Genomic DNA, 21,839 nt, shown 5'->3' on the forward strand with positions numbered 1-21,839 from the left:
ATGCACCGCTTCGCCGAACTCCTCGACCGGCTGCTGCTCACGCCCTCGCGCAACGCGAAATTGCGGCTGATGATCGACTATTTCCGGGAGACGCCCGACCCGGATCGCGGGCTGGCGCTGGCGGCCATCACCGGCAATCTCTCCTTCTCCTCGGTCAAACCGGCGATGCTGCGCACGCTCGTGATGGAGCGCATGGACGCGGTGCTGTTCTCCTATTCCTACGATTATGTCGGCGATCTTGCCGAGACCATCTCACTCGTCTGGAACACATCCGTTGGCGCGCAGGCCAACGACCGCGAGATCAGCCTGTCCTTCGCGGTCGAGCGCCTGCTGTCGGCGAGCCGGTCGGACGGGCCACGCGTTCTCGCCGATCTCCTCGACCGGCTCGAGGCGCCCTCCCGTTTCGCCGTCATCAAGCTCGTCACCGGCGGGCTCAGGGGGGGCGTGTCCGCCCGCCTCGCCAAGCAGGCCCTGGCCGACTACGGCGAGGTCGAAGTGCACGACATCGAGGAAATCTGGCACGGGCTGAAGCCACCCTATACGGAGTTGTTCGACTGGCTCGACGGCCGGGCCGCGAAGCCAGAGCGCACCGCGCTCGCGATGTTCCGCCCGGTGATGCTTTCCAATCCGGTCGAGGACAGCGACCTCGCCCGCATCGAGCCCGCCGACTACGCGGCGGAATGGAAATGGGACGGCATCCGCGTGCAGGCGGTCGCCGAAGGCGGGCTGCGCCGGCTCTATTCACGCACCGGCGACGACATTTCCGGTGCGTTTCCGGATCTCGTCGAGGCGATGGATTTCGCCGGAGCGCTCGACGGCGAACTGCTGGTAGGCAGGCCGCCCGAACATACGGGCAGCTTCTCCGATCTGCAGCAGAGGCTGAACAGGAAGACGGTGGCGCAAAAGACGATGCGCGACTATCCCGCCTTCGTGCGCTGCTACGATCTCCTGCAGCAGGGCGAAGAGGACCTGCGTGCCCTCCCCTTCGCCGAGCGGCGGAAGCGCCTCGAGGCATTCGTACCCACGCTCGATCCGGAACGGTTCGACCTGTCGCCGCTCGTGTCCTTCGGCGACTGGCAGCATCTCAATGCATTGCGGCTCGACCCGCCGCACCCGATCATCGAAGGGGTGATGCTGAAGCGGCTGGATTCCGCTTATGTGCCGGGCCGTCCCAAGGGTCCCTGGTTCAAATGGAAACGCGATCCCTACACGATCGACGCGGTGCTGATGTATGCGCAGCGCGGCCACGGCAAGCGCTCCAGCTTCTATTCCGACTATACGTTCGGCGTGTGGACGGGCCCGGAGAACAAGCTCGAGCTGGTTCCGGTCGGCAAGGCATATTTCGGCTTCACCGACGAGGAGCTGAGACAGATCGACAAATATGTGCGCGACAACACGGTCGAGCGCTTCGGCCCGGTGCGCTCGGTTCGCGCCGACCCGAACCACGGGCTGGTGATGGAAGTCGCCTTCGAGGGGCTCAACCGCTCCACCCGCCACAAATCGGGCGTGGCGATGCGGTTTCCGCGGATATCGCGGCTGCGCTGGGACAAGCCGGCGGCGGAGGCCGACCGGCTCGAAACGCTCACCGCAATGCTCGTCTAGGGCAGTTCAGGTTTTCACCGAAACACCTCCTCCACCATTTCGTGGTTCCCCTCCCCCATGAAAATGGGGGAGGATCCACGGGGCGGCCGGCCGCGACGCCGGTTCCTCACCTGCGGAGCAGGGGGGTCCGAAGGACGGGCGAGACAAGCGGCTCGCCCTGAAGGACCACGCGAAGCGTGGTGAGGGGGCGTTTCAAGCGACGATTCCATTTCATCTGGAAACACCCCAGGGAGCCGGGCGGTCAGTTCGCCGGCGAGACGCGGATTTCGTAGATATCCACCGCCTTGTTGCCGTTCTCGATGTCCGACCTGATGGCGATCGCGCCCGACGCGCCGGGATTCGCGTCCGGCAGATCCATCTCGAACAGGAAGTCCTCGCGCGTCGCTCCGACTGCGTAGCGCTTGCGACCGCAATCGCCGAGCTCGCCGAGATTGCATTCGACGGAAATCTGCGTCTCCTGCCCATCCTCGGCGCTGGCGACGATATTGAAGACGGCCCGCCTGCCGGCGATCTGTTCGAGAACGCCCTGTCCGACATCGAACAGCACGGCAGCGCCCGACGTTCCGGAGCGGATGCGGATGAATTGCTGGCCGTCCTCCTCCATCGCCTCGGCGGTCGAGCCGCCCGGAGCGGTGACCGTGGTCGGGTCCGAAGGCTGGAAGACGGGAATCCAGTTCTCCAACTGCTCCGCGCGACCGGGCGCAAGCGGCTCCGAACTCGTTTCGGGCTGATAGTCCTCGCCGCCCAGTTCCTGGGGGGGGTTGGGAACGCTCCGGTCGCGCTGCGCCTGCGACTGGAAAATGCCGCTGCCGATCGACCACCAGGCGCCGATCGCCAGGAGGCAGAGCGCGGTGACGGCGATGAAGCCCATCACATAGGGCCGCCCCCTGCGTCGCGGCTTGCGGTATTCGCCGGCGGGCGCCTCGACCTCCCTCGCCCCGCGCGCGCCAGACCAGTCGTCGCGTTCCATGCGCGGCTCGAACACCGGCTCCCTGCGTGGCGATTGAGCACGCGAGCCGTTGCCGCCATTCGCGACCGGCGGCGCCGCCGAAGCAGTTCCGCCGGCGACATCGGGATCCACCGCCGGCACGGCCGGGATGAATTCGGATTCGATCTCCGAGATCTTCGCCGACAGCGCCTGACGGCGCCGCATCGCCGTTTCGACCGTCGTCTGGGGATTTGCCTTCAGCGCCTTGTCGAGCGCGGCGAAAGCCGACCGGTAGACCTTCTCGCGAAAAGCGCGGTCCTGCGAGTCGCCCTTGCCGAAAGCATTTCTGATCGCTTTTTCGAACGGGTCCAACGGCCGCCCCTGTCGCAAACGGGAATTTTTCCTACGACATGGTTAGCCTTAGCCGACCGTTCAATCAACGGCAGGCAGCGCGGAATGCCCAGGAAGCTGATCCCGCAGGTCCGTCGCCGCTTTTCCCATCGCGGCAGTTGCTCCGGATTTCCGATCTGCTAAGAAGATGACGTTTACGCAAACGTCAAAACATCGACTGGGAGAGACGCGACGATGGCGCTGCCGAACATCCTCAAGGAAAACCTCCGCATTCCGGCCGTCGGCTCGCCGCTCTTCATCATTTCCCATCCGCCGCTGGTGCTCGCGCAATGCAAGGCGGGCATCGTCGGCTCCTTTCCCGCGCTCAACGCCAGGCCCGAGGCCCAGCTCGACGAATGGCTCGCCGAGATCACCGAGGAGCTGCGCGATCACGACGAGAAACATCCGGACCGCAAGGCCGCGCCGTTCGCCGTCAACCAGATCGTCCACAAGTCGAACGCGAGGCTCGAACACGACCTGTCGCTTTGCGTGAAATACAAGGTGCCGATCGTCATCTCCTCGCTCGGCGCGGTCGAGGAGGTCAACCAGGCCGTCCATTCCTACGGCGGCATCGTGCTGCACGACATCATCCATGACCGTCATGCCCGCAAGGCGATCGAGAAGGGCGCGGACGGGCTGATCGCGGTGGCGGTGGGCGCCGGCGGCCATGCCGGCACGCTGTCGCCATTCGCGCTGATCCAGGAAATCCGACACTGGTTCGACGGGCCGCTGCTGCTTTCCGGCGCGATCGCCAATGGCGGCGCGATTCTGGCAGCCCAGGCGATGGGCGCCGACATGGCCTATATCGGCTCCCCCTTTATCGCCACGACGGAAGCCCGCGCGAACGACGATTACAAGCAGATGATCGTTGAGGCGAAGGCGGCGGACATCGTCTATTCCAACCTCTTCACCGGCATTCACGGCAACTATCTGAAAGGCTCGATCCGCGCCTCCGGGATGGATCCCGACAATCTGCCGGTCTCCGATCCCTCGAAGATGAATTTCGGCAGCGACAAATCGAAGGCCTGGAGGGACATCTGGGGCTGCGGACAGGGGATCGGCGCCGTGACGGAGATCGTCGGCGCCGCGGATCTGGTCGATCGGCTGGTCCGGGAATATGAGGAGGCGAGGCACAAGCTCGCCGCCTGATGGAACCTGGAATACCGGAAATACCGGAAATACCGGACGCTGAGGATCGAATGGCCCGCCGCTCGAGACGAGATTAAAGCGCCGCGGCGCGCGCGAGCAGGATGTCGCGCTCGCGGCCATTCCTGGTCAGCGCCGCCGCCTTCTCGAACTCCGCCCGCGCCTCGTCCTTACGGCCCAGCTTCTCGAGAAAATCACCGCGCACGGTGGGCAGCAGGTGATAGGGCACGAGCGACGGTTCTTCCCTGAGCCCCTCGACCAGCTCCAGTCCGGCCGCCGGTCCATAGGCCATGGAAACCGCCACGGCGCGGTTCAGCTCGACGATCGGCGACGGCATGATTTCGCCAAGCGCGGCATAGAGCGCCGCGATCCGCGCCCAGTCCGTGTCTTCAGCCTTGCGCGCCCTTGCATGGCAGGCGGCTATCGCCGCCTGGACGACATAGGGGCCAAGCGCGTCGGAAAGCGACTCCGCGCGCTGCAGGGCGGCAAGCCCGCGCCTGATCAGCAGATGGTTCCAGCGCGAGCGGTCCTGATCGGCCAGCAGCACCGGCTCGCCCTTCGGCCCGACACGGGCGGCGAAGCGGGACGCCTGGATTTCCATCAGCGCGACAAGGCCGTGCACTTCCGGCTCGTTCGGCGCCAATTGCGCGAGGATGCGGCCGAGCCGGAGCGCCTCCTGCGACAGTTGCGGCCTGATCCAGTCCTCGCCGGCCGTAGCCGCATAGCCTTCGTTGAAAATCAGATAGACCACCTCCAGCACGGAAGAGAGCCGCTTCGCCATCTCCTCGCCGCGCGGCACCTCGAATGGAACGCGCGCCTCCGACAATGTCCGCTTGGCACGGACGATGCGCTGCGCGACCGTCGGCTCCGGCACCAGGAAAGCCCGGGCGATCTCGTCAGTCGTCAGCCCGCCGAGCAGGCGCAGGGTCAGCGCCACCCGCGCCTCCGAAGAGAGGATCGGATGGCAGGAGGTGAAGATCAGCCGCAGAAGGTCGTCGCCGACATGGTCGTCCAGCGCCTCGTCGGGATCGGGCGGTGCGTCGGTTTCGATATCGTGGCCGATTTCCTCGAGCTTGCGGCCCAGGCGCTTGTTGCGCCGCAGCAGGTCGATCGCACGGTTGCGGCCGGTGGCCATGAGCCAGGCGCCGGGATTGCGCGGCACGCCCTGCTCCGGCCACTGCTTGAGGGCGACGACCAGCGCATCCTGCGCGAGTTCCTCGGCTATGCCGACGTCGCGCACGATCCGCGCCAGCCCGGCGATGAGCCTCGGCTGCTCGATCCGCCAGACGGTTTCTATGGTCCGATGTACATTCTCCGTCGTCACGGCGGCGGATCAGATCACCGGACAGCGCTTCGCGCAAGGGCGGATTGGCGGGTTTGAAGGCTCGATCATCGAGCGGCCACCCTACCCGCCACAGGCCGCTACCGCGCCTTTCGGCCAGCGGCCTCGTGCATTTCCGTGAATCCGGCAGTCGCCTGCTGCAAGTCCTCCGGAAAGTCGGAGAATTCCTGGACCTGGCGGATCTCGATCGTCTCGTTCTCGGAGGCCGGGCAACGCTTCGCCCATTCGATGGCTTCCTCGCGCGAGCGCACATCGATCATCCAATAACCACCCAGCACTTCCTTCACCTCGGGAAAGGGCCCGTCCGTGACCGTCGGCTTGCCTCCCTTGAACGACACGCGCGCGCCCATGGAAGGCGGGTGCAACCCGTCGAGCGCGAGCAGCACGCCCGCATTCTGCAGTTCCTCATTGTATTTCATCATCGGCCCGACAGCTTCCGCGTCGGGCATCGTGCCGGGCTCCGCATTCTCGTAGCCGCCGGGAATCATAAGCATCATGAAACGCATTTCGGTTATCCTTTCCTGATCCGAAGGCCGTGCCCCGCAGGTTTTCGGCGCGGGGCACGTGCCTTCATCCGGACGACGAACGGCATGCGGCGGAATCGACAGCGATATCGCGTTTCGCCGGTTTTTTCTCCTCAGCCCAGGCGAAGCGAGCGCAATCGCAGCGCATTGGCGATGACCGATACCGAAGAGAGGCTCATCGCGGCGGCGGCAAGCATCGGCGAAAGCAGCATGCCGAAGACCGGATAGAGTATTCCGGCCGCGATCGGAACGCCGAGCGCGTTGTAGACGAAGGCGAAGAACAGGTTCTGCTTGATGTTGCGGATCGTCGCCTGTGCAAGGGTACGCGCCCTGACGATGCCGTTCAAATCGCCCTTGACCAGAGTGATGCCGGCGCTCTCCATCGCCACGTCGGCGCCGGTGCCCATGGCGATGCCGACATTGGCGGCGGCAAGCGCCGGCGCGTCGTTGACGCCGTCGCCGGCCATCGCGACCGAGGCGCCCTTGGCGTGAAGCTCGTCGACCAGCGATTTCTTCGCTTCCGGCAGCATGTCGGCCCGCACCTCGTCGATGCCGAGCTTCGCCGCCACCGCCCTGGCCGTACGCTCGTTGTCGCCCGTCGCCATGACGATCCTGAGCCCGCTTTCATGCAGCGCGCGGATCGCATCCGCCGTCGTCTCCTTGATCGGATCGGCGACCGCCACCAGGCCGGCAAGCCTGCCGTCGACCGCGACGAACATCGCCGTCTTGCCATCCGAGCGCAGCGCGTCGGCCCTGCCGCCGAGCGCATCGACGGCGATGCCCGCATCCGCCATCATCGCGGCATTGCCGAGCTCGACGAGGCGTCCCGCGACCTTGCCGCGCACGCCCTTGCCGGTGACCGCCTCGAAGTCGGCGGCATCCGAAATGCTGGCGCCACGCTTCTGCCCGCCGGCGACGATCGCCTCGGCCAGCGGATGCTCGGAACCCTTTTCCAGGCTCGCCGCGAAGCCGAGCAGTTCCTTGCCGTCGAGGCCTTCAACGGCGACGACATCGGTGAGGACGGGCTTGCCCTCGGTGAGCGTACCGGTCTTGTCGACGATCAGCGTGTCGACGCCGGCGAAGCGCTCCAGCGCCTCGGCATCCTTGATGAGCACGCCCGCCTGCGCGCCGCGCCCGGTCGCCGTCATGATCGACATCGGCGTGGCGAGGCCGAGAGCGCACGGACAGGCGATGATCAGCACCGAGACCGCCGAGACGATGGCGAAGATCATGCTCGGCTGCGGGCCGAACAGCGCCCATACGATAAAGGCGACGATGGCCACCAGCACCACGGTCGGCACGAAGTAGTAGGACACGCGGTCGGCCATGCCCTGGATCGGCGCGCGGCTGCGCTGGGCCTTGGCGACCATTTCGACGATCTGCGAGAGCATGGTCTCGGAGCCGACCTTCTCGGCACGGATGATCAACGTTCCATTGCGGTTGAGCGTGCCGCCGGTGACGAGATCGCCCTCGGTCTTCTCTACCGGCACCGGCTCGCCGGTGAGCATGGATTCATCGATCGACGTGCGGCCTTCCAGCACGACGCCATCGACCGGCACGCTGTCGCCGGGCCGCACGCGCAGCCTGTCGCCGGTCTCGACCTCATCAAGGGGCACGTCGGTCTCGCTGCCGTCCTCGCCGAGGCGCCGCGCCGTCTTCGGGGCGAGGTCGAGCAGCGCGCGGATCGCCGAGCCGGTGCGCTCGCGCGCCCGCAATTCCAGCACCTGACCGAGGAAGACCAGCGTGACGATGACGGCCGCCGCCTCGAAATAGACGGGCACGGTATCGCCATGGCCGCGGAACTGGTGCGGGAAGATGTCGGGGAACAGCGTCGCCACCACGCTGTAGAGATAGGCGGCGCCGACGCCGATCGAGATCAGCGTCCACATGTTCGGGCTGCGGTTGACGATCGATTCCCAGCCGCGATGGAAGAAGGGAATGGCCGCCCACAGCACCACCGGCGTGGCCAGCGCGAATTCGAGCCAGATCGCGTTGCGCTCGCCGAGCCAGTCGCGCACCGGCAGGCCGAGCATCGGCCCCATGGTGACGGCGAGAAGCGGAAGGGAGAGCACCGCGCTCACCCAGAAACGCCGGCTGAAATCGATGAGTTCGGGGTTCGGCCCCTCGTCGCCGGTGGGCACGCCCATCGGCTCCAGCGCCATGCCGCAGAGCGGGCATGAGCCGGGCTTGTCGCGCACGATCTCGGGATGCATCGGACAGGTATATTGCGTGCCCTTCGGCATCGGTTCGGGCTCCGGCCGATCGCCGAGATATTTTTCGGGCTCCGCCTCGAACTTCTCCTTGCAGCGCGCGGAGCAGAAATAATAACCGGTGCCCTCGTGCCGGGCGAAATGCTTCGCCGTGGCGCGCTCGACCTTCATGCCGCAGACCGGGTCTGTCGCGGTCATATAGTTTTCAGGATCGGCCGCGAACTTCTTGCGGCAGGAATCGCTGCAGAAATGGTAGACGTGCCCGCCATGCTCGACCGTCGGCTTGCCCGCGGACGGGTCGACCGTCATTCCGCAGACGGGATCGCGAATGACGGCTTGCGTCGCCGCGGCTTCCGATTTTCCGCCATGGCTGGAGTAGCATGCGCCGCTCCCGTGATGATGGTGGTGGTCGTGATCATGAGACATGGTTGCATCCTTGAACTGCGATTTGCAGCAGTTGTAGGTCTTCCAGTAACTGGAAGGTCAAGGGGCTTCGCAACACAAACTTTCAGCCCGGGAAATGGTTCGGCGGCCGGCGGTGTCAATCGCGGCAGGCCCGACATGCACGCTTCGCGGGCCATCGACCACGCGGCGCGTCCAGGCTTGCCCCCGACGAACCCGCGCCCAAAAAGAAGGGGCCAAGCCGGCCCCTTTCAGATCGACGCGTTGCGCGGCAGAGGGTCAGGCGTTGGCGCGCACCACGGCACGCTTCGCCATCACCACCACCAGATTGGCACGGTATTCGGCCGAAGCATGAATGTCGGTCATCAGATCATCGGACGGAACGCTGACGCCTTCGAGGGCGGCAGGCTCGAATTTCTTCGACAGCGCCGCCTCGATCTCCCCTGAACGGAAGACGCCGTCCTCGCCCGCGCCGGTCACGGCGGCGCGCACGCCATCCTTGCCCTTCGCGACGAAGACGCCGGTCATCGCATAGCGGGAAGCCGGGTTCGGGAACTTCTCGTAGCCCGACTTGGCCGGCACGGTGAACGTGACGGCCGTGATGATCTCGTCCTCCTTGAGCGCCGTTTCGAACAGCCCCTTGAAGAACTTACCGGCGGGGGTTTCGCGCTTGTTGGTGACGATGATGGCGTCGAGCGCCAGCATGGCGGCGGGATAGTCAGCCGCCGGATCGTTGTTGGCGATCGACCCGCCGATGGTCCCCATGTGGCGCACATGCGGATCGCCGATATGGGAAGCGAGGTGGCTCAATGCCGGGCAAGCCTTGGCTATCCTGGCGTCGGTCGCGACCTCGGCATGGGTGGTGGCCGCGCCGATCGTCACGGTCTTGCCGGAAACCGCGATGCCTCTCATCTCGGGAATGTGACGCAGGTCGACCAGATCGGCCGGAGCGGCGAGCCGCGTCTTCATCGCCGGGATGAGCGTCATGCCGCCCGACACCAGCTTGGCGTCGTCGGATTTCTTCAGGTGCTTGACCGCGTCGGAAACCGAGGCGGCGCGGTGATAGGTGGTTTGATACATGAGTGCCTCCGGACAAAGGGAGTAGGGGAAATAAGGGAGTAAGGGAGTAGGGAAGAGGCTCGAGGGTCGGCGTTCAAAATGGCCTATTCGCTTACTCCCCCGCTCCTCTCTTAATGCTTCGTTGCCGCCTTCAGCGCCGCCCAGACCCGCTGCGGGGTGGCCGGCATCGTCAGGTCGTTGTTGCCGATTGCGTTGGTGATGGCGTTGATGACCGCGGGCGGCGAGCCGATCGCGCCGGCCTCGCCGCAACCCTTGATGCCGAGCGGATTGCTCGGGCATGGCGTGTTCGACGTCGAGACCTTGAAGGACGGCAGATCGTCGGCGCGCGGCATGGTGTAGTCCATGTAGCTCGCCGTCAGGAGCTGACCGGAGGCCGGATCGTAATGCGCGCCTTCCAGCATCGCCTGGCCGACGCCCTGCGCGATGCCGCCATGCACCTGTCCCTCGACGATCATCGGGTTGATGATGTTGCCGAAATCGTCGGCGGCGACGAACTGCACGATCTCCGTCCTGCCGGTTTCGGGATCGACCTCGACCTCGCATATGTAGCAACCCGCCGGGAAGGTGAAGTTGGTCGGATCGTAGAACGCGCCCTCCTTCAACCCCGGCTCCATGCCGGCCGGCAAATTGTGGGCGGTATAGGCGGCGAGCGCCAGCTGGAACCACGGCACCGACTTGTCGGTTCCGGCGACCTTCAGCTCACCGTTCTCGATGACGATGTCGCCCTCGTCGGCCTCCATCAGATGCGCGGCGATCTTCTTGGCCTTGGCCTCGACCTTGTCGAGCGCCTTGACGATGGCGCTCATGCCGACGGCGCCGGAGCGCGAGCCGTAGGTGCCCATGCCCATCTGCACCTTGTCGGTGTCGCCATGGACGATGTTGACGCTGTCGACCGGCAACCCGAACCTGTCGGAAACGAGCTGGGCGAAGGTCGTCTCGTGACCCTGGCCGTGGCTGTGCGAGCCGGTCATCACCTCGATCGTGCCGACCGCGTTGACGCGCACCTCGGCCGATTCCCACAGGCCGACACCGGCGCCGAGCGAGCCGACCGCCGCCGAAGGCGCGAGCCCGCAGGCCTCGATGTAGCAGCTCAGGCCGATGCCGCGCAGCCTGCCGGCCTTTTTGGCCTTGTCACGGCGTTTTGCGAAGCCGGCATAGTCGGCGGCCTTCATGGCGGCGTCCAGAGAGGCCTCGTAGTCGCCGGCATCGTAGTTCAGGATGACTGGCGTCTGGTGCGGGAACTGGCGGATGAAGTTCACGCGGCGCAGTTCGGCCGGATCGACGCCGAGCTCGCGCGCGGCGGTCTCCATCACGCGCTCCAGGAGGTAGGTCGCCTCGGGCCGGCCGGCGCCGCGATAGGCGTCCACCGGCGCGGAATTGGTGTAGACGGCCCGCACATTGGCGTGGATCGCCGGGATGTCGTACTGCCCGGACAGAAGCGTCGCATAGAGATAGGTCGGCACCGAGGAGGAGAAGAGCGACATGTAGGCGCCGAAATTGGCGATGGTGTCGACCTTCAGCCCGATGATCCGGTTGTTCTTGTCGAAGGCCATCTGCACCTCCGACACATGGTCGCGGCCATGCGCGTCGGTCAGGAAGCTCTCGGTGCGGTCGGCCACCCACTTCACCGGCACGCCGGCGCGCTTGGAGGCCCAGAGGCAGACGATCTCTTCCGGATAGATGAAGATCTTCGAGCCGAAGCCGCCGCCCACGTCGGGCGCGATCACCCTCAGCTTGTTCTCGGGCGCGATGTTGTAGAAGGCGCTCATCACCAGCCGCGCGACATGCGGGTTCTGCGAGGTCGTCCAGCAGGTGTAGTGGTCCTCGGCCTTGTCGTAGTGGCCGAGGGCCGCGCGCGGCTCCATCGCGTTCGGAACCAGCCGGTTGTTGACGATATGCATGCGCGTCACATGCGCGGCTTTCGCGATCGCCGCCTCGGTGGCCTTGGCGTCGCCGATCTCCCAATCATAGATCAGATTGTTGTCGGCTTCCGGGTGAAGCTGGGGGGCGCCCTTCCCCAACGCCTTGACCGCGTCGGTGACCGCCTTCCTCTCCTTGTAGGTCACCTCGACGGCCTCGGCCGCGTCGCGCGCCTGGCCCTTGGTCTCGGCCACCACGATCGCCACCGCATCGCCGACATAGCGCGCCCGGTCGACCGCAAGCGGCGACCACGCGCCCATCTTCATCGGCGTGCCGTCCTTGGAATGGATCATCCAGCCGCAGATGAGATTGCCGACGCCGTCGGCTTTCAGCTCGCGACCGGTCAAGACGGCGATGACGCCGGGCATCGCCTGCGCGGCCTTGACGTCGATCTTCCTGATATCGGCGTGGGCGTAGGGGGAGCGAACGAAAGCGGCATGCTTCATGCCCGGCACGACCATGTCGTCGACATAGCGACCCGCCCCCGTGATGAACCTCTTGTCTTCCTTGCGCGCCACGCGGGCGCCAATGCCTTCAACTCCCATGAGCGTTCTCCTCCAGAACCGATGCCGAAGGGCAGTAGGGAACAAGGGAGCAGGGACCGAAATTTCCCTACCGCCTTGCTCTCTTACTCCCCATTCCCGTCTCTAAGCAGCCTTTCTCGCCTTCCCCTTGCCTGCCTTCGCCATCGTCTTCGACGCGGCGAGCACGGCCTTCACTATGTTGTGATAGCCGGTGCAGCGGCAGATGTTGCCTTCCAGCTCGGCGCGCACGGTCGCCTCGTCCAGCCCCTCGGGATGGCGACGGATCATGTCGGTTGCGGCCATGATCATGCCCGGCGTGCAGAAGCCGCATTGAAGGCCGTGATGCTCCTTGAAGGCCGCCTGGACCGGGTGGAGATCGGCGCCGTTCGCCAGCCCCTCGATCGTGACGATCTCCGATCCGGAGGCCTGCGCCGCGAGGATCGAGCACGACTTGACCGCCTTGCCGTCCATGTGGACGACGCAGGCGCCGCATTGCGACGTGTCGCAGCCGACATGGGTGCCGGTGAGGCCGAGATGCTCGCGCAGGTAGTGCACGAGAAGCGTGCGGTCCTCCACCGCACCGGAGACTTTCCGGCCATTCACGACCATCGAAACTTCAGACATGAAACCTCCTCCATAGCGCCCTGTCCTCACTCTGCCCCCGGCATGGCGGAGATCGAGCCTGGCGAAACTGTAACGCAGTCGCGCAAAGAGTCCATGGGGTGGCGGTGCCTGCGACCTTCGTCGCGGCAATGCCGGCAGAGGGCCGCCATCGTCCGCAAGGGCCCCGTCCTCCCGGAGAGCTTTCGACAAACGCAAAACTGGCGCTTGAATTTCCCGCCGAGTGCGGCTATCACGCGCTCACTTTCGTCGCCGGCCTCGCCGACACGGATGCCGCTTTAGCTCAGTTGGTAGAGCACATCATTCGTAATTAGCGGGTCCGCTAGAGAATGAGCTTCGAAGCCAATGGGTTGGGGCTGGTGACTGAAAGTTAGTAGGGCCATAGTATGGCCAGTTTGAAGGGTTAAGCCGCTTTAGCTCAGTCGGTAGAGCACATCATTCGTAATGATGGGGTCGCGTGTTCGAGTCACGCAAGCGGCACCAATTTTCCATCGCCAGTTCATTTGACTTTCGGGCGACCGGCAGCCGCTATCTCGTCTCGGCCATAGAGAGCCGTTTGACCGCCCAGTCGAAGAAGCTGCCCTGCCTCGGCGGCAGTTCCGACGGGCCCTTCCGGTGGACATGGAAGCCGACGAAGGCGGGATGGTCGAGCGGCTCGAGCCCATAGGCGGGATCGAAGATGCGCAGGGCGTCGTCTCCGGTCCAGTAGTAGAAGCTCTCCTTCGGCGCGGCATCGTCGAAGAAGCCGTGGCGGGCCGCCAGCCGCGAGATGCCGTCATTGCCGAAGATGGTTATGCCGATCGAGGCGGGCGAGACCTCCTTGCCGATGAGCCTGTACCATGCAGGGCGAAACATTCCCCTCACCGGTCCCAGCCATTCGGGCAGCACCTCCGTGCCGTGGATATAGCGCTCGAAATCGGCGACGACCGGATTGTCGGGCGGCAGGTAGAGCGCCGACACGCCGACGCGCTTGCGGTTCTCGCGCGCGAGATACGGTTTCGCCGGATCGGGCGAGAACGGCTTGACCAGATAGACGTCGGTGTCCAGCCACACGCCCTGGCGGTGCTTCATCAGCATGATCCGGAACAGGTCGCTGAACTGGACGATGGTGACGTAGTCGCCGATATCCGGAAAGTTCGGATCGAGCCGCCGGAACGTCTCGATCGGCAGGATCGCCGCGGCGTCGTGCGGTTCGACGCCGGCGGGCAGGTTGTCGACCTCGCCGTAGGAGAAGAGTTTCACCCTGTGCCCGGCCTTCACCATCGAGGCGAGACAGACCCGGTCCACGTACCGCAGCGAGCGCCCATACCAAAAGGTGCAGATATGCATTCCCGTCCCCGTCGGTCGCTGCCTTTGTCGCGGCGTTTCGATTCCGGACGCCAACATACACAAGCGTGGCAAAAAGTGACCCGTGCCGATCGTCGCGGCGCGACCGGATCGCATCGACGGACGTTTCGACCACACTTCCTTCGCGCCCTTATAGCCGCCCTGATTGGACATTGCAGCTTCGAGCCAATAGCCTGCGCGCCGACGCAAACAGCGAAAGGCAACACGTTTCAGGCATGGAATTTCTCGATACCTATCCCTGGGTGACGACGATCCTCGCGGCCGTCGCCCTCATATTGGCCGCTCTCCTCTCAACCTTCGTCGTCAAGGCGTTGCTGTTGCGCGGCCTATCGCGACTGGTCGTCAAGACGCCTTTCGGCCGGGATCCGGAATTGTCGCGCCACGGCGTGGTGGAGAAGCTGTCGAACGCGGTCCCGGCAATGGTCCTGTCGGTGGGCGTGACGTTCGTTCCCGGACTGCCGGCGGTCGTCACGGCGGTGGTGAGGAACGTCTCCAACGCCTTCATCATCCTGACGCTGGCGATGGCGCTCGCCGCCGTCGTCAACATTCTCGACACGATCTACCATCGCCGGGTGGAGGCGCGGCAGCGGCCGATCAAGGGTTATCTGCAGGTTCTGAAGCTGGCGATCTATCTCGTCGCCATCGTCCTGATGATCGCCACGATCATGGATCGCTCGCCGGTCATCCTGCTTTCCGGCCTGGGAGCGATGGCGGCGGTCCTCATTCTGGTTTTCCAGGACACGCTGCTCTCGCTCGTCGCCAGCATCCAGATATCCTCCACCGACATGCTGCGGGTGGGCGACTGGATCGAGATGCCCAACCTCAACGCCGACGGCGACGTGATCGAGATCGCCCTGCACACCGTCAAGGTGCAGAACTGGGACAAGACGATCACCACCATCCCGACACGCAAGCTGATCACCGATCCGTTCAAGAACTGGCGCGGCATGCAGGAATCGGGCGGCAGGCGGATCAAGCGCTCGGTCTTCCTGGACCAGAACACGATCCGCTTCCTCACCGACGAGGAGGCGGCGAGCCTGGCACGGATCGGCCATCTCGAAACCTACATGCACGACAAGACCCGCGACATCAGCGACTTCAACGCAAGGCTGGGCGAGCGGGCTTCCGTGCGCGCGAACATGCGAAGACCGACCAATGTCGGCACCTTCCGCGCCTATGTGGAGAATTATCTGCGCAACCATCCGCGCGTCCGGCAGGACATGACGCTTCTGGTGCGCCAGCTCCAGCCGACGGCGGAGGGTCTGCCGCTGGAAATCTACTGCTTCACCAAGACGATCGCCTGGGCCGAGTATGAAGGCATTCAATCCGACATATTCGACCACATCTACGCGATCCTGCCTGAATTCGGGCTGCGCGCCTTCCAGACGCCGGCCGGGCACGATCTGAACGAGGCGGCCGCAGCGTTCCTCACCAACCGGAGCGAGCCGGCCGCCGCCTGACCATCGTTCCGCGCCGCCGCCGGGTGGCGCGCGGAACGGCCGTCCGGCCTCAGGCCGCCCGCCTGGCGAGCCTCTTCCTGATGCTTTCGACGTCGGCACGCGGCGTCGCCGCGAACAACGTCTTCGTATAGTCGTGCTTCGGGCTCGAGAAGACCTCCTCGCGGGTGCCGTATTCCACCGCCTCGCCGAGATACATCACCATCACCTCGTCGGCGATGTAGCGCACCACCGAAAGGTCATGGCTGATGAAGACGTAGGTAAGGCCGAACTCGTCCTGGAGATCGGCGAGCAGGTTCAGCACCTGCGCCTGCACGGAAAGGTCGAGCGCCGAGACCGGCTCGTCGAGCACGAGCAGCTTCGGGTTGAGCATCAGCGCGCGCGCGATCGCGATGCGCTGGCGCTGGCCGCCGGAGAACATGTGCGGATAGCGGTTGAAGTGCTCGGGCGACAGGCCGACCTTCATCAGCATCTGCATGGCGAGGTCGCGCCTTTCGCCGGCCGGCTTGTCGGTGTTGATGACCAGCGGCTCGGCAAGCACGTCGCCGATCTTCTGCCTCGGGTTCAGCGAACCATAAGGGTTCTGGAACACGATCTGCACCTTGCGGCGCTGTTCGGCGGTGAGCCCGTTGGCAAGAATGTCGATCTTCTCGCCGTCGATGGTGAGTTCGCCGGCCGTCGGCGCGTCGATCATGGTGAGGATGCGCGCCAGCGTCGACTTGCCGCTGCCGCTCTCGCCGACGATCGCGAGCGTCTTGCCTTCCTCGAGGCTGAAGCTCACGCCCTTGACCGCGTGCACCGTGCGCGCCGGCGTGAAGAGCCCGCCGCGCATGTGATAATCGCGCACGATGCCGCGCGCTTCGAGTATCGTCCTGCTCATCGCGCGCTCCCCGATGCCGGCATTTCGAACGGTCCGGAGATCGTCGGCAGCCTGTCGCCCACCGCATTGTCGGGCAGCGCGGCCAGCAGCGCCCTGGTATAGTTGTTCTTGGGCGCCTCGAAGAGCGTCAGCACGTCCGCCTCCTCCATCTTGTGACCCTTGTACTGGACGATCACGCGGTCGGCGGTCTCGGCGACCACGCCCATATTGTGCGTGATCATGATCATCGCCATGCCGCGCTCGGCCTGCAGGCGCATCAGGAGGTCGAGGATCTGCTTCTGGATCGTCACGTCGAGCGCCGTGGTCGGCTCGTCGGCGATCAGCAGCTTGGGATCACAGGCCAGCGCGATGGCGATCATCACGCGCTGCGCCTGCCCGCCCGACATCTGGTGCGGGAAGGATTTGAGCCTCTGCTCCGGCTCGGGGATGCCCACCGCCTCGAGCAGCTTGATCGCACGCTCGCGGCGCTCACGGCGATCGAACCCCATATGGACCCGCAGCACTTCCTCGATCTGGAAGCCGACGGTGAAGCACGGGTTGAGGCTCGCCATCGGCTCCTGGAAGATCATCGCCATGTCCTTGCCGACGATCTTGCGCCGGTCGGAGGGCGAGAGCCCGAGCAGGTCGCGACCACGGAAGGTCATCCTGTCGGCGCTGACCTTGGCCGTCCAGGGCAGAAGCCCCATCACCGCGAGCATGGAGACCGACTTGCCGGAGCCGGACTCGCCGACGATGGCGAGCACCTCGCCCTCGTCCACCTTGAGCGAGATGCCGTCGACGGCGCGGAAAGCACCGGCGGAGGTACCGAACTCGACGACGAGATTCTCGATTTCGAGAAGGGCCATGGTCAGCTCCTCTTCAATTTCGGATCGAGAGCGTCGCGCAGGCCGTCGCCCATGAGGTTGATGGCAAGCACGGTGATCAGGATCGCAAGGCCGGGGAAGGTGACCACCCACCAGGCGCGCAGGATGAATTCGCGGGCCTCGGCGAGCATCGTGCCCCATTCGGGCGTGGGCGGCTGTGCGCCCATGCCGAGGAAGCCGAGTGCGGCGGCGTCGAGGATCGCGGTGGAGAAGGACAGCGTCGCCTGGACGATGAGCGGCGCCATGCAATTGGGCAGGATGGTGCGGAACATCAGCCGCAGATTGCCCGCGCCGGCGACGCGCGCTGCGGTGACGTATTCGCGATTCTTCTCGCTCATCACCGCGGCACGCGTCAGACGCACGAAGTGCGGCTGCAGCACCAGCGCGATGGCGATCATCGCGTTGGTGAGGCCGGGGCCGAGGATGGCGACCAACACCAGCGCCAGCAGGAGCGACGGGAAGGCCAAGATGATGTCCATCAGGCGCATGATCACCGTGTCGATCCAGCCACGGAAATAGCCGGCGATGACGCCGATGATGATGCCGCCCACCAGCGCGATCGAGGTGACGATCAGGCCGATGAACAGCGAGTAGCGGGCACCGTGGAGAAGCCTGGAAAGGATGTCGCGGCCGACGGCGTCGGTGCCCAGCGGATAGGCGGCGCGCCCGCCCGCTTCCCAGAAAGGCGGAACGAGAATGGCGTCTCTGAACTGTGCGTTCGGCGCATGCGGCGCGAGAACCGGTGCGAAGATCGCGATGATGACCAGCAGGACGAAGACCCAGAGGCCCATCACGGCCCCGCGGTTCTCCGAGAAATAGTACCAGAACTCGGCGAGCATCTGGCGGCGGGTGCCCTCCTGCACGGGCGCGGGAACGGTTGCCATGTCTGTCATAGCGTCCTCCTCAATGCCTGATGCGCGGGTTGATGAGGCCGTAGAGCAGGTCGACGGCGAGGTTCACCAGCATGATGATGCCGGCGATGATGAGCAGTCCGCCCTGAATGACCGGATAGTCGCGCCTGAACACGGAATCGACCATCCATTTGCCGATGCCCGGCCAGGAGAAGATCGTCTCCGTCAGGATCGCGCCGGCCATCAGCACGCCGATCTGCAGGCCGATGGTGGTGATCACGGGGATCATCGCGTTGCGCAGCGCGTGCACGCCGATCACCCGGAAGGGCGAAAGCCCCTTGGCGCGGGCGGTGCGCACGTAGTCCTCGCCGAGCACCTCCAGCATCGCCGAGCGCGTCTGGCGCGCGATGACGGCGAGCGGGATCGTGCCGAGCACGATCGTCGGCAGGATCAGATGGCTGACCGCCGACTTGAAAGCGCCGGCCTGGCCGGAAAGCAGCGAGTCGATGAGCATGAAGCCCGTGACCGGCGGGAAGAAGTACATCAGCGATATTCGTCCCGACACCGGCGTCCAGCCGAGCACGCCTGAAAACAGAATAATCAGCAGCAGGCCCCACCAGAAGATCGGCATGGAATAGCCGACGAGCGAGACGCCCATGATCGATTGGTCGAAGAACGAGCCGCGCTTGATGGCGGCGATGACGCCCGCCGGCAGGCCGATGAGCATGGCGAATATGATCGCGCAGATCGACAGTTCCAGCGTCGCCGGGAACAGCGTCAGGAATTCCTGCGCGACCGGCCGCCTGGTGACGATCGAATTGCCGAAATCTCCCTGCAGGACGCCGGTGAGATAATCGAAATATTGCACCGGCAGCGGCCGGTCGTAGCCGAGCATCTTCGTAAGCTGCTCGTACCGCTCCGGCGCCATCACTCTTTCGCCCGACATCAGCATGACGGGGTCGCCAGGCAGGACGCGGATGAACGCGAAGGCGATGATGGATACCCCGATGAAGGTCGGGATCAGAACGGCAAGTCTTCCGAGTATGAAGCGAAACATGGTGCTTCCAATCTTCGAGGCGTTGCTCCAGCCCCAATTGCAAACGAAGCGCGCCGGTTTCCCGGCGCGCTCCAATTTCAGCTCGACACGAGCTTATTCCACTAGGTCGACGCCGTCGAAAGCGAAGTCGCCGAGCGGGCTCTGGACGAAGCCCTCGACCTCCTTGCGCATCGGCACGATCGACAAGGAGTGGTCGAGCGTCGCCCACGGGGCCTCGCGCTTGAAGACGACCTGCGCCTCTTCATAGAGCTTGGTGCGCTCGGCCTGGTCGGTCTCGGTCTTGGCGGTGTTGACGAGCTTGTCGAACTCCTCGTTGCACCACTGCGCGCGATTGTTGCCGCCCACGGCGGCGCAACCGAGCAGGGTATGGAGGAAGTTGTCCGGATCGCCGTTGTCGCCGGTCCAGCCGAGGATGACGGCACCGTCGCGATCCTTCTCCTTCGAGCGGTCGAGATATTCGGCCCATTCGTAGGACACGATCTCGACATTGACGCCGATCTGGGAGAAGTCCGACTGGATCAGCTCCGCCGCGCGGCGCGCGTTGAGCATGTAGGGGCGCGACACGGGCATCGCCCAGACCTTCATCGAAAGGCCGGAGACACCGGCTTCCTCGAGCATCTTCTTGGCGGCTTCCGGATCGTATTTGTCGTCCTCGATGCTCTCGTTATACGACCACATCGTCGGCGGGATCGGGTTCTTGGCGGGCGTCGCAGCCCCCTGGAACACGGCATCCACGATCGCCTGCTTGTTGATCGCCATGTTGAGCGCCTTGCGCACCTCGGGCTTGTCGAACGGCGCCTGCGTGGTGTTGTAGGCGAGATAGGCAACGTTCAGGCCTTCCTGCTCCATCACCTTGAGGTTGGAATCCGCCTTCATCGCCTCGACGTCGGCCGCGTTCGGGAACGGCATCAGGTGACATTCGCCGGCCTTCAGCTTCTGGAAGCGCACCGAGGCGTCGGGCGTGATCGCGAAAACCAGATCGTCGATCTTCTGCGCGCCGCCCCAATAGTCCTGATTGGACTTGTAGCGGATTACGGCGTCCTGCTGGTAGGCGACGAAGGTGAACGGGCCGGTGCCCAGCGGCTGCTGGTTGAGCTGGACCATGTTGCCGTCGGCTTCGAGCTTGTCGGCGTATTCCTTGGACATGATCGACGCGAAGGGCATGGCCAGATTGGCGAGGAACGGCGCTTCCTTCTGGTTCAGCACGAATTTGACGGTCATGTCGTCGACCTTCTCGATCGACTTGATGAGATCGGGGAAGCCCATGCCGTTGAAGTATTCCCAGGCGGCGCCCGCGACATACTGGTGCCACGGATTGTCGGCCTTCAACTGGCGTTCGAAGGAGAAGACCACGTCGTCGGCGTTGAGCTCACGGGTCGGCGTGAAATAGTCCGTGGTGTGAAACTTGACGCCCGGGCGCAGCTTGAAGGTGTACTCCATGCCGTCGTCGGAAATCTCCCAGCTTTCGGCGAGACCGGGTTCCGTCTCGGTCGTGCCCGGCTTGAACTCGAGCAGACGGTTGTAGACGGTGTGGGCGGCGGCATCGAAAGTCGTGCCGGCCGTGTAGAGCGACGGATCGAAGCCTTCCGGCGAACCTTCCGAGCAGTAGACGAATGTCTTCGCGCTCGCCGCGCCAGTCAGCATGGTCGCCGCCACGAGCGCAGCCGCGAACGTTGTCTTTCTCATTTAAGTCACTCCCTGCAGGTTTATTGGTCTCGCTTGAGGCGGACCTTAGAAGCGCGCATATAAGCAAAGTTCAGAAGCTTAGGGAACTACTAGTTTGATTTCCCTATCGTAAGCAGCATAATGTTCCAACAACGCGCGCCTTATGGGTAATAATTTTCAACACTGACTTCGGTTTCCTTTTCAAACATTGCGCGTTTTACGCCGAGGGGCGGTCGACCGGGCGCGCATGAAATTTCCATCCACAGGCATCGGCCTCTCACATGCCCTGTGCATCCGGATTGCGGAGACGACGAGACGGCCCCATGTTGATGGTGAACGATGTACAAGCGCGGCGGGAGAAACCGGCATGCGCGCACCCCGTGAAAGGAGGGATGGAATGGAAAAGAATTGGGTCGACGAAGTGCTGGAATTCTGGTTCGTCGAACTGACGCCGGAGGACTGGTATTCGGGCAAGGGCGATCTCGACGACAGGATCCGCGACCGGTTCGGCCCGCTCTATGAAAGGCTGAAATCGGAGATCGACGTCGAGGCGATCGACGATCCGCGCACGGCGCTTGCCGCGGTCATCGTCTTCGACCAGTTTCCCCGCAACATGTTCCGCAGGTCGGCCGCCGCCTTCGCCACCGACGACATGGCGGCCGGCGTCGCGCGCCGGGCCGTCGATGCCGAGTTCGACAGCGGGTTGACGCCCGAGCAGAAGCAGTTCCTCTACATGCCCTTCATGCATTCGGAGGTGACGGCCGACCAGGAACGCTGCGTCGATCTCTTCAAGACGCTCGCCAACGAGGAAGGGCTCAAATACGCGGTGGAGCATCGCGACATCGTCGCGCGGTTCGGCCGCTTCCCCCACCGTAACCGCGCGCTCGGCCGCGACAGCACCCAGGACGAGATCGACTTTCTGAAAGGTCACGACGGCTACGGGCAGTAGGCGAGGGTGAAGAAGCAGTGCTCTGCGAGCGGCAACGGCTTTTTACGTCAAGGTAAGGCTTGCACGCGCCTTCGTTGTCGC

17 protein-coding genes and 1 tRNA gene are annotated in these 21,839 nt (G+C 64.6%); 5 read left to right on the forward strand and 13 right to left on the reverse strand.

The window, feature by feature from the left end; all coding sequences use genetic code 11:
• Positions 1-1,602: a cisplatin damage response ATP-dependent DNA ligase gene (locus XW59_RS24855; protein WP_137327094.1), complete on the forward strand. Its 1,602-nt coding sequence runs from the start codon at positions 1-3 to the stop codon at positions 1,600-1,602.
• Positions 1,603-1,843: 241 nt separating this feature from the next.
• Here the strand turns inward: XW59_RS24855 and XW59_RS24860 are convergent, their stop codons facing one another.
• Complete coding sequence (locus tag XW59_RS24860; protein ID WP_047148500.1) at positions 1,844-2,902, reverse strand: hypothetical protein; 1,059 nt, start codon at positions 2,900-2,902, stop codon at positions 1,844-1,846.
• Positions 2,903-3,115: 213 nt separating this feature from the next.
• On the opposite strand from XW59_RS24860, the gene XW59_RS24865 reads away from it, so the two are divergent.
• The gene (locus tag XW59_RS24865) at positions 3,116-4,069 is read left to right on the forward strand and encodes a nitronate monooxygenase family protein (RefSeq protein ID WP_047148499.1); all 954 of its coding nucleotides are present in this window, start codon (positions 3,116-3,118) and stop codon (positions 4,067-4,069) included.
• Between the two features lie 73 nt (positions 4,070-4,142).
• Here the strand turns inward: XW59_RS24865 and XW59_RS24870 are convergent, their stop codons facing one another.
• From XW59_RS24870 to XW59_RS24895, 6 genes are all read right to left on the reverse strand, one after another.
• Positions 4,143-5,390 (reverse strand): RNA polymerase sigma factor, encoded by a 1,248-nt coding sequence (locus XW59_RS24870; RefSeq protein ID WP_047148498.1) that lies wholly within the window; start codon positions 5,388-5,390, stop codon positions 4,143-4,145.
• Between the two features lie 98 nt (positions 5,391-5,488).
• Positions 5,489-5,914 (reverse strand): YciI family protein, encoded by a 426-nt coding sequence (locus XW59_RS24875; RefSeq protein ID WP_047148497.1) that lies wholly within the window; start codon positions 5,912-5,914, stop codon positions 5,489-5,491.
• 131 nt (positions 5,915-6,045) lie between these two features.
• Complete coding sequence (locus XW59_RS24880) at positions 6,046-8,568, reverse strand: heavy metal translocating P-type ATPase (RefSeq protein WP_047148496.1); 2,523 nt, start codon at positions 8,566-8,568, stop codon at positions 6,046-6,048.
• Between the two features lie 255 nt (positions 8,569-8,823).
• Positions 8,824-9,624, reverse strand: coding sequence for a xanthine dehydrogenase family protein subunit M (locus tag XW59_RS24885; RefSeq protein ID WP_137327095.1), 801 nt, complete (start codon positions 9,622-9,624; stop codon positions 8,824-8,826).
• A 110-nt stretch (positions 9,625-9,734) separates the two neighbouring features.
• Positions 9,735-12,089 (reverse strand): xanthine dehydrogenase family protein molybdopterin-binding subunit, encoded by a 2,355-nt coding sequence (locus tag XW59_RS24890; RefSeq protein WP_047148495.1) that lies wholly within the window; start codon positions 12,087-12,089, stop codon positions 9,735-9,737.
• A 102-nt stretch (positions 12,090-12,191) separates the two neighbouring features.
• Positions 12,192-12,692 (reverse strand): (2Fe-2S)-binding protein, encoded by a 501-nt coding sequence (locus XW59_RS24895; RefSeq protein ID WP_047148494.1) that lies wholly within the window; start codon positions 12,690-12,692, stop codon positions 12,192-12,194.
• A 404-nt stretch (positions 12,693-13,096) separates the two neighbouring features.
• On the opposite strand from XW59_RS24895, the gene XW59_RS24900 reads away from it, so the two are divergent.
• A tRNA-Thr gene (locus tag XW59_RS24900) sits at positions 13,097-13,172 on the forward strand.
• 45 nt (positions 13,173-13,217) lie between these two features.
• Here XW59_RS24900 and XW59_RS24905 read toward each other — a convergent pair.
• Positions 13,218-14,018: a glycosyltransferase gene (locus XW59_RS24905; protein ID WP_137327096.1), complete on the reverse strand. Its 801-nt coding sequence runs from the start codon at positions 14,016-14,018 to the stop codon at positions 13,218-13,220.
• Positions 14,019-14,251: 233 nt separating this feature from the next.
• Here XW59_RS24905 and XW59_RS24910 point away from each other — a divergent pair, with 233 nt between their 5' ends.
• On the forward strand, positions 14,252-15,496 hold the full coding sequence (locus tag XW59_RS24910; protein WP_047148493.1) for a mechanosensitive ion channel family protein: 1,245 nt from the start codon (positions 14,252-14,254) through the stop codon (positions 15,494-15,496).
• 49 nt (positions 15,497-15,545) lie between these two features.
• Here the strand turns inward: XW59_RS24910 and XW59_RS24915 are convergent, their stop codons facing one another.
• The 5 genes from XW59_RS24915 to XW59_RS24935 form a co-directional block, all read right to left on the reverse strand.
• On the reverse strand, positions 15,546-16,373 hold the full coding sequence (locus XW59_RS24915) for a dipeptide ABC transporter ATP-binding protein (protein ID WP_047148492.1): 828 nt from the start codon (positions 16,371-16,373) through the stop codon (positions 15,546-15,548).
• Complete coding sequence (locus XW59_RS24920) at positions 16,370-17,218, reverse strand: ABC transporter ATP-binding protein (RefSeq protein ID WP_082137804.1); 849 nt, start codon at positions 17,216-17,218, stop codon at positions 16,370-16,372. Before XW59_RS24920 ends, XW59_RS24915 begins: the two co-directional genes overlap by 4 nt.
• Before the next feature lie 2 nt (positions 17,219-17,220).
• Entirely contained in the window at positions 17,221-18,129 is a 909-nt protein-coding gene (locus XW59_RS24925; protein ID WP_047148491.1) for an ABC transporter permease subunit, read from the reverse strand.
• A gap of 10 nt (positions 18,130-18,139) precedes the next feature.
• Complete coding sequence (locus XW59_RS24930) at positions 18,140-19,144, reverse strand: ABC transporter permease subunit (RefSeq protein WP_047148490.1); 1,005 nt, start codon at positions 19,142-19,144, stop codon at positions 18,140-18,142.
• A 93-nt stretch (positions 19,145-19,237) separates the two neighbouring features.
• Positions 19,238-20,830, reverse strand: a complete 1,593-nt coding sequence (locus tag XW59_RS24935) for an ABC transporter substrate-binding protein (protein WP_047148489.1) — start codon at positions 20,828-20,830, stop codon at positions 19,238-19,240.
• Between the two features lie 376 nt (positions 20,831-21,206).
• Here XW59_RS24935 and XW59_RS24940 point away from each other — a divergent pair, with 376 nt between their 5' ends.
• Entirely contained in the window at positions 21,207-21,758 is a 552-nt protein-coding gene (locus XW59_RS24940) for a DUF924 family protein (RefSeq protein WP_047148488.1), read from the forward strand.
• The last annotated feature ends 81 nt before the right edge of the window (positions 21,759-21,839 follow it).

This window comes from Aquamicrobium sp. LC103, from assembly GCF_001014615.2.
GTDB lineage: Bacteria > Pseudomonadota > Alphaproteobacteria > Rhizobiales > Rhizobiaceae > LBCQ02.

Bases quoted from the DNA above. Each gene is read 5' to 3' on its own strand.
- XW59_RS24880 (WP_047148496.1), bottom strand. From the start codon at position 8,568: ATGTCTCATGATCACGACCACCACCATCATCACGGGAGCGGCGCATGC.
- XW59_RS24935 (WP_047148489.1), bottom strand. From the start codon at position 20,830: ATGAGAAAGACAACGTTCGCGGCTGCGCTCGTGGCGGCGACCATGCTG.
- XW59_RS24915 (WP_047148492.1), bottom strand. From the start codon at position 16,373: ATGAGCAGGACGATACTCGAAGCGCGCGGCATCGTGCGCGATTATCAC.
- XW59_RS24855 (WP_137327094.1), top strand. From the start codon at position 1: ATGCACCGCTTCGCCGAACTCCTCGACCGGCTGCTGCTCACGCCCTCG.
- XW59_RS24885 (WP_137327095.1), bottom strand. From the start codon at position 9,624: ATGTATCAAACCACCTATCACCGCGCCGCCTCGGTTTCCGACGCGGTC.
- XW59_RS24865 (WP_047148499.1), top strand. From the start codon at position 3,116: ATGGCGCTGCCGAACATCCTCAAGGAAAACCTCCGCATTCCGGCCGTC.
- XW59_RS24920 (WP_082137804.1), bottom strand. From the start codon at position 17,218: ATGGCCCTTCTCGAAATCGAGAATCTCGTCGTCGAGTTCGGTACCTCC.
- XW59_RS24905 (WP_137327096.1), bottom strand. From the start codon at position 14,018: ATGCATATCTGCACCTTTTGGTATGGGCGCTCGCTGCGGTACGTGGAC.
- XW59_RS24925 (WP_047148491.1), bottom strand. From the start codon at position 18,129: ATGACAGACATGGCAACCGTTCCCGCGCCCGTGCAGGAGGGCACCCGC.
- XW59_RS24910 (WP_047148493.1), top strand. From the start codon at position 14,252: ATGGAATTTCTCGATACCTATCCCTGGGTGACGACGATCCTCGCGGCC.
- XW59_RS24930 (WP_047148490.1), bottom strand. From the start codon at position 19,144: ATGTTTCGCTTCATACTCGGAAGACTTGCCGTTCTGATCCCGACCTTC.
- XW59_RS24890 (WP_047148495.1), bottom strand. From the start codon at position 12,089: ATGGGAGTTGAAGGCATTGGCGCCCGCGTGGCGCGCAAGGAAGACAAG.
- XW59_RS24940 (WP_047148488.1), top strand. From the start codon at position 21,207: ATGGAAAAGAATTGGGTCGACGAAGTGCTGGAATTCTGGTTCGTCGAA.
- XW59_RS24895 (WP_047148494.1), bottom strand. From the start codon at position 12,692: ATGTCTGAAGTTTCGATGGTCGTGAATGGCCGGAAAGTCTCCGGTGCG.
- XW59_RS24875 (WP_047148497.1), bottom strand. From the start codon at position 5,914: ATGCGTTTCATGATGCTTATGATTCCCGGCGGCTACGAGAATGCGGAG.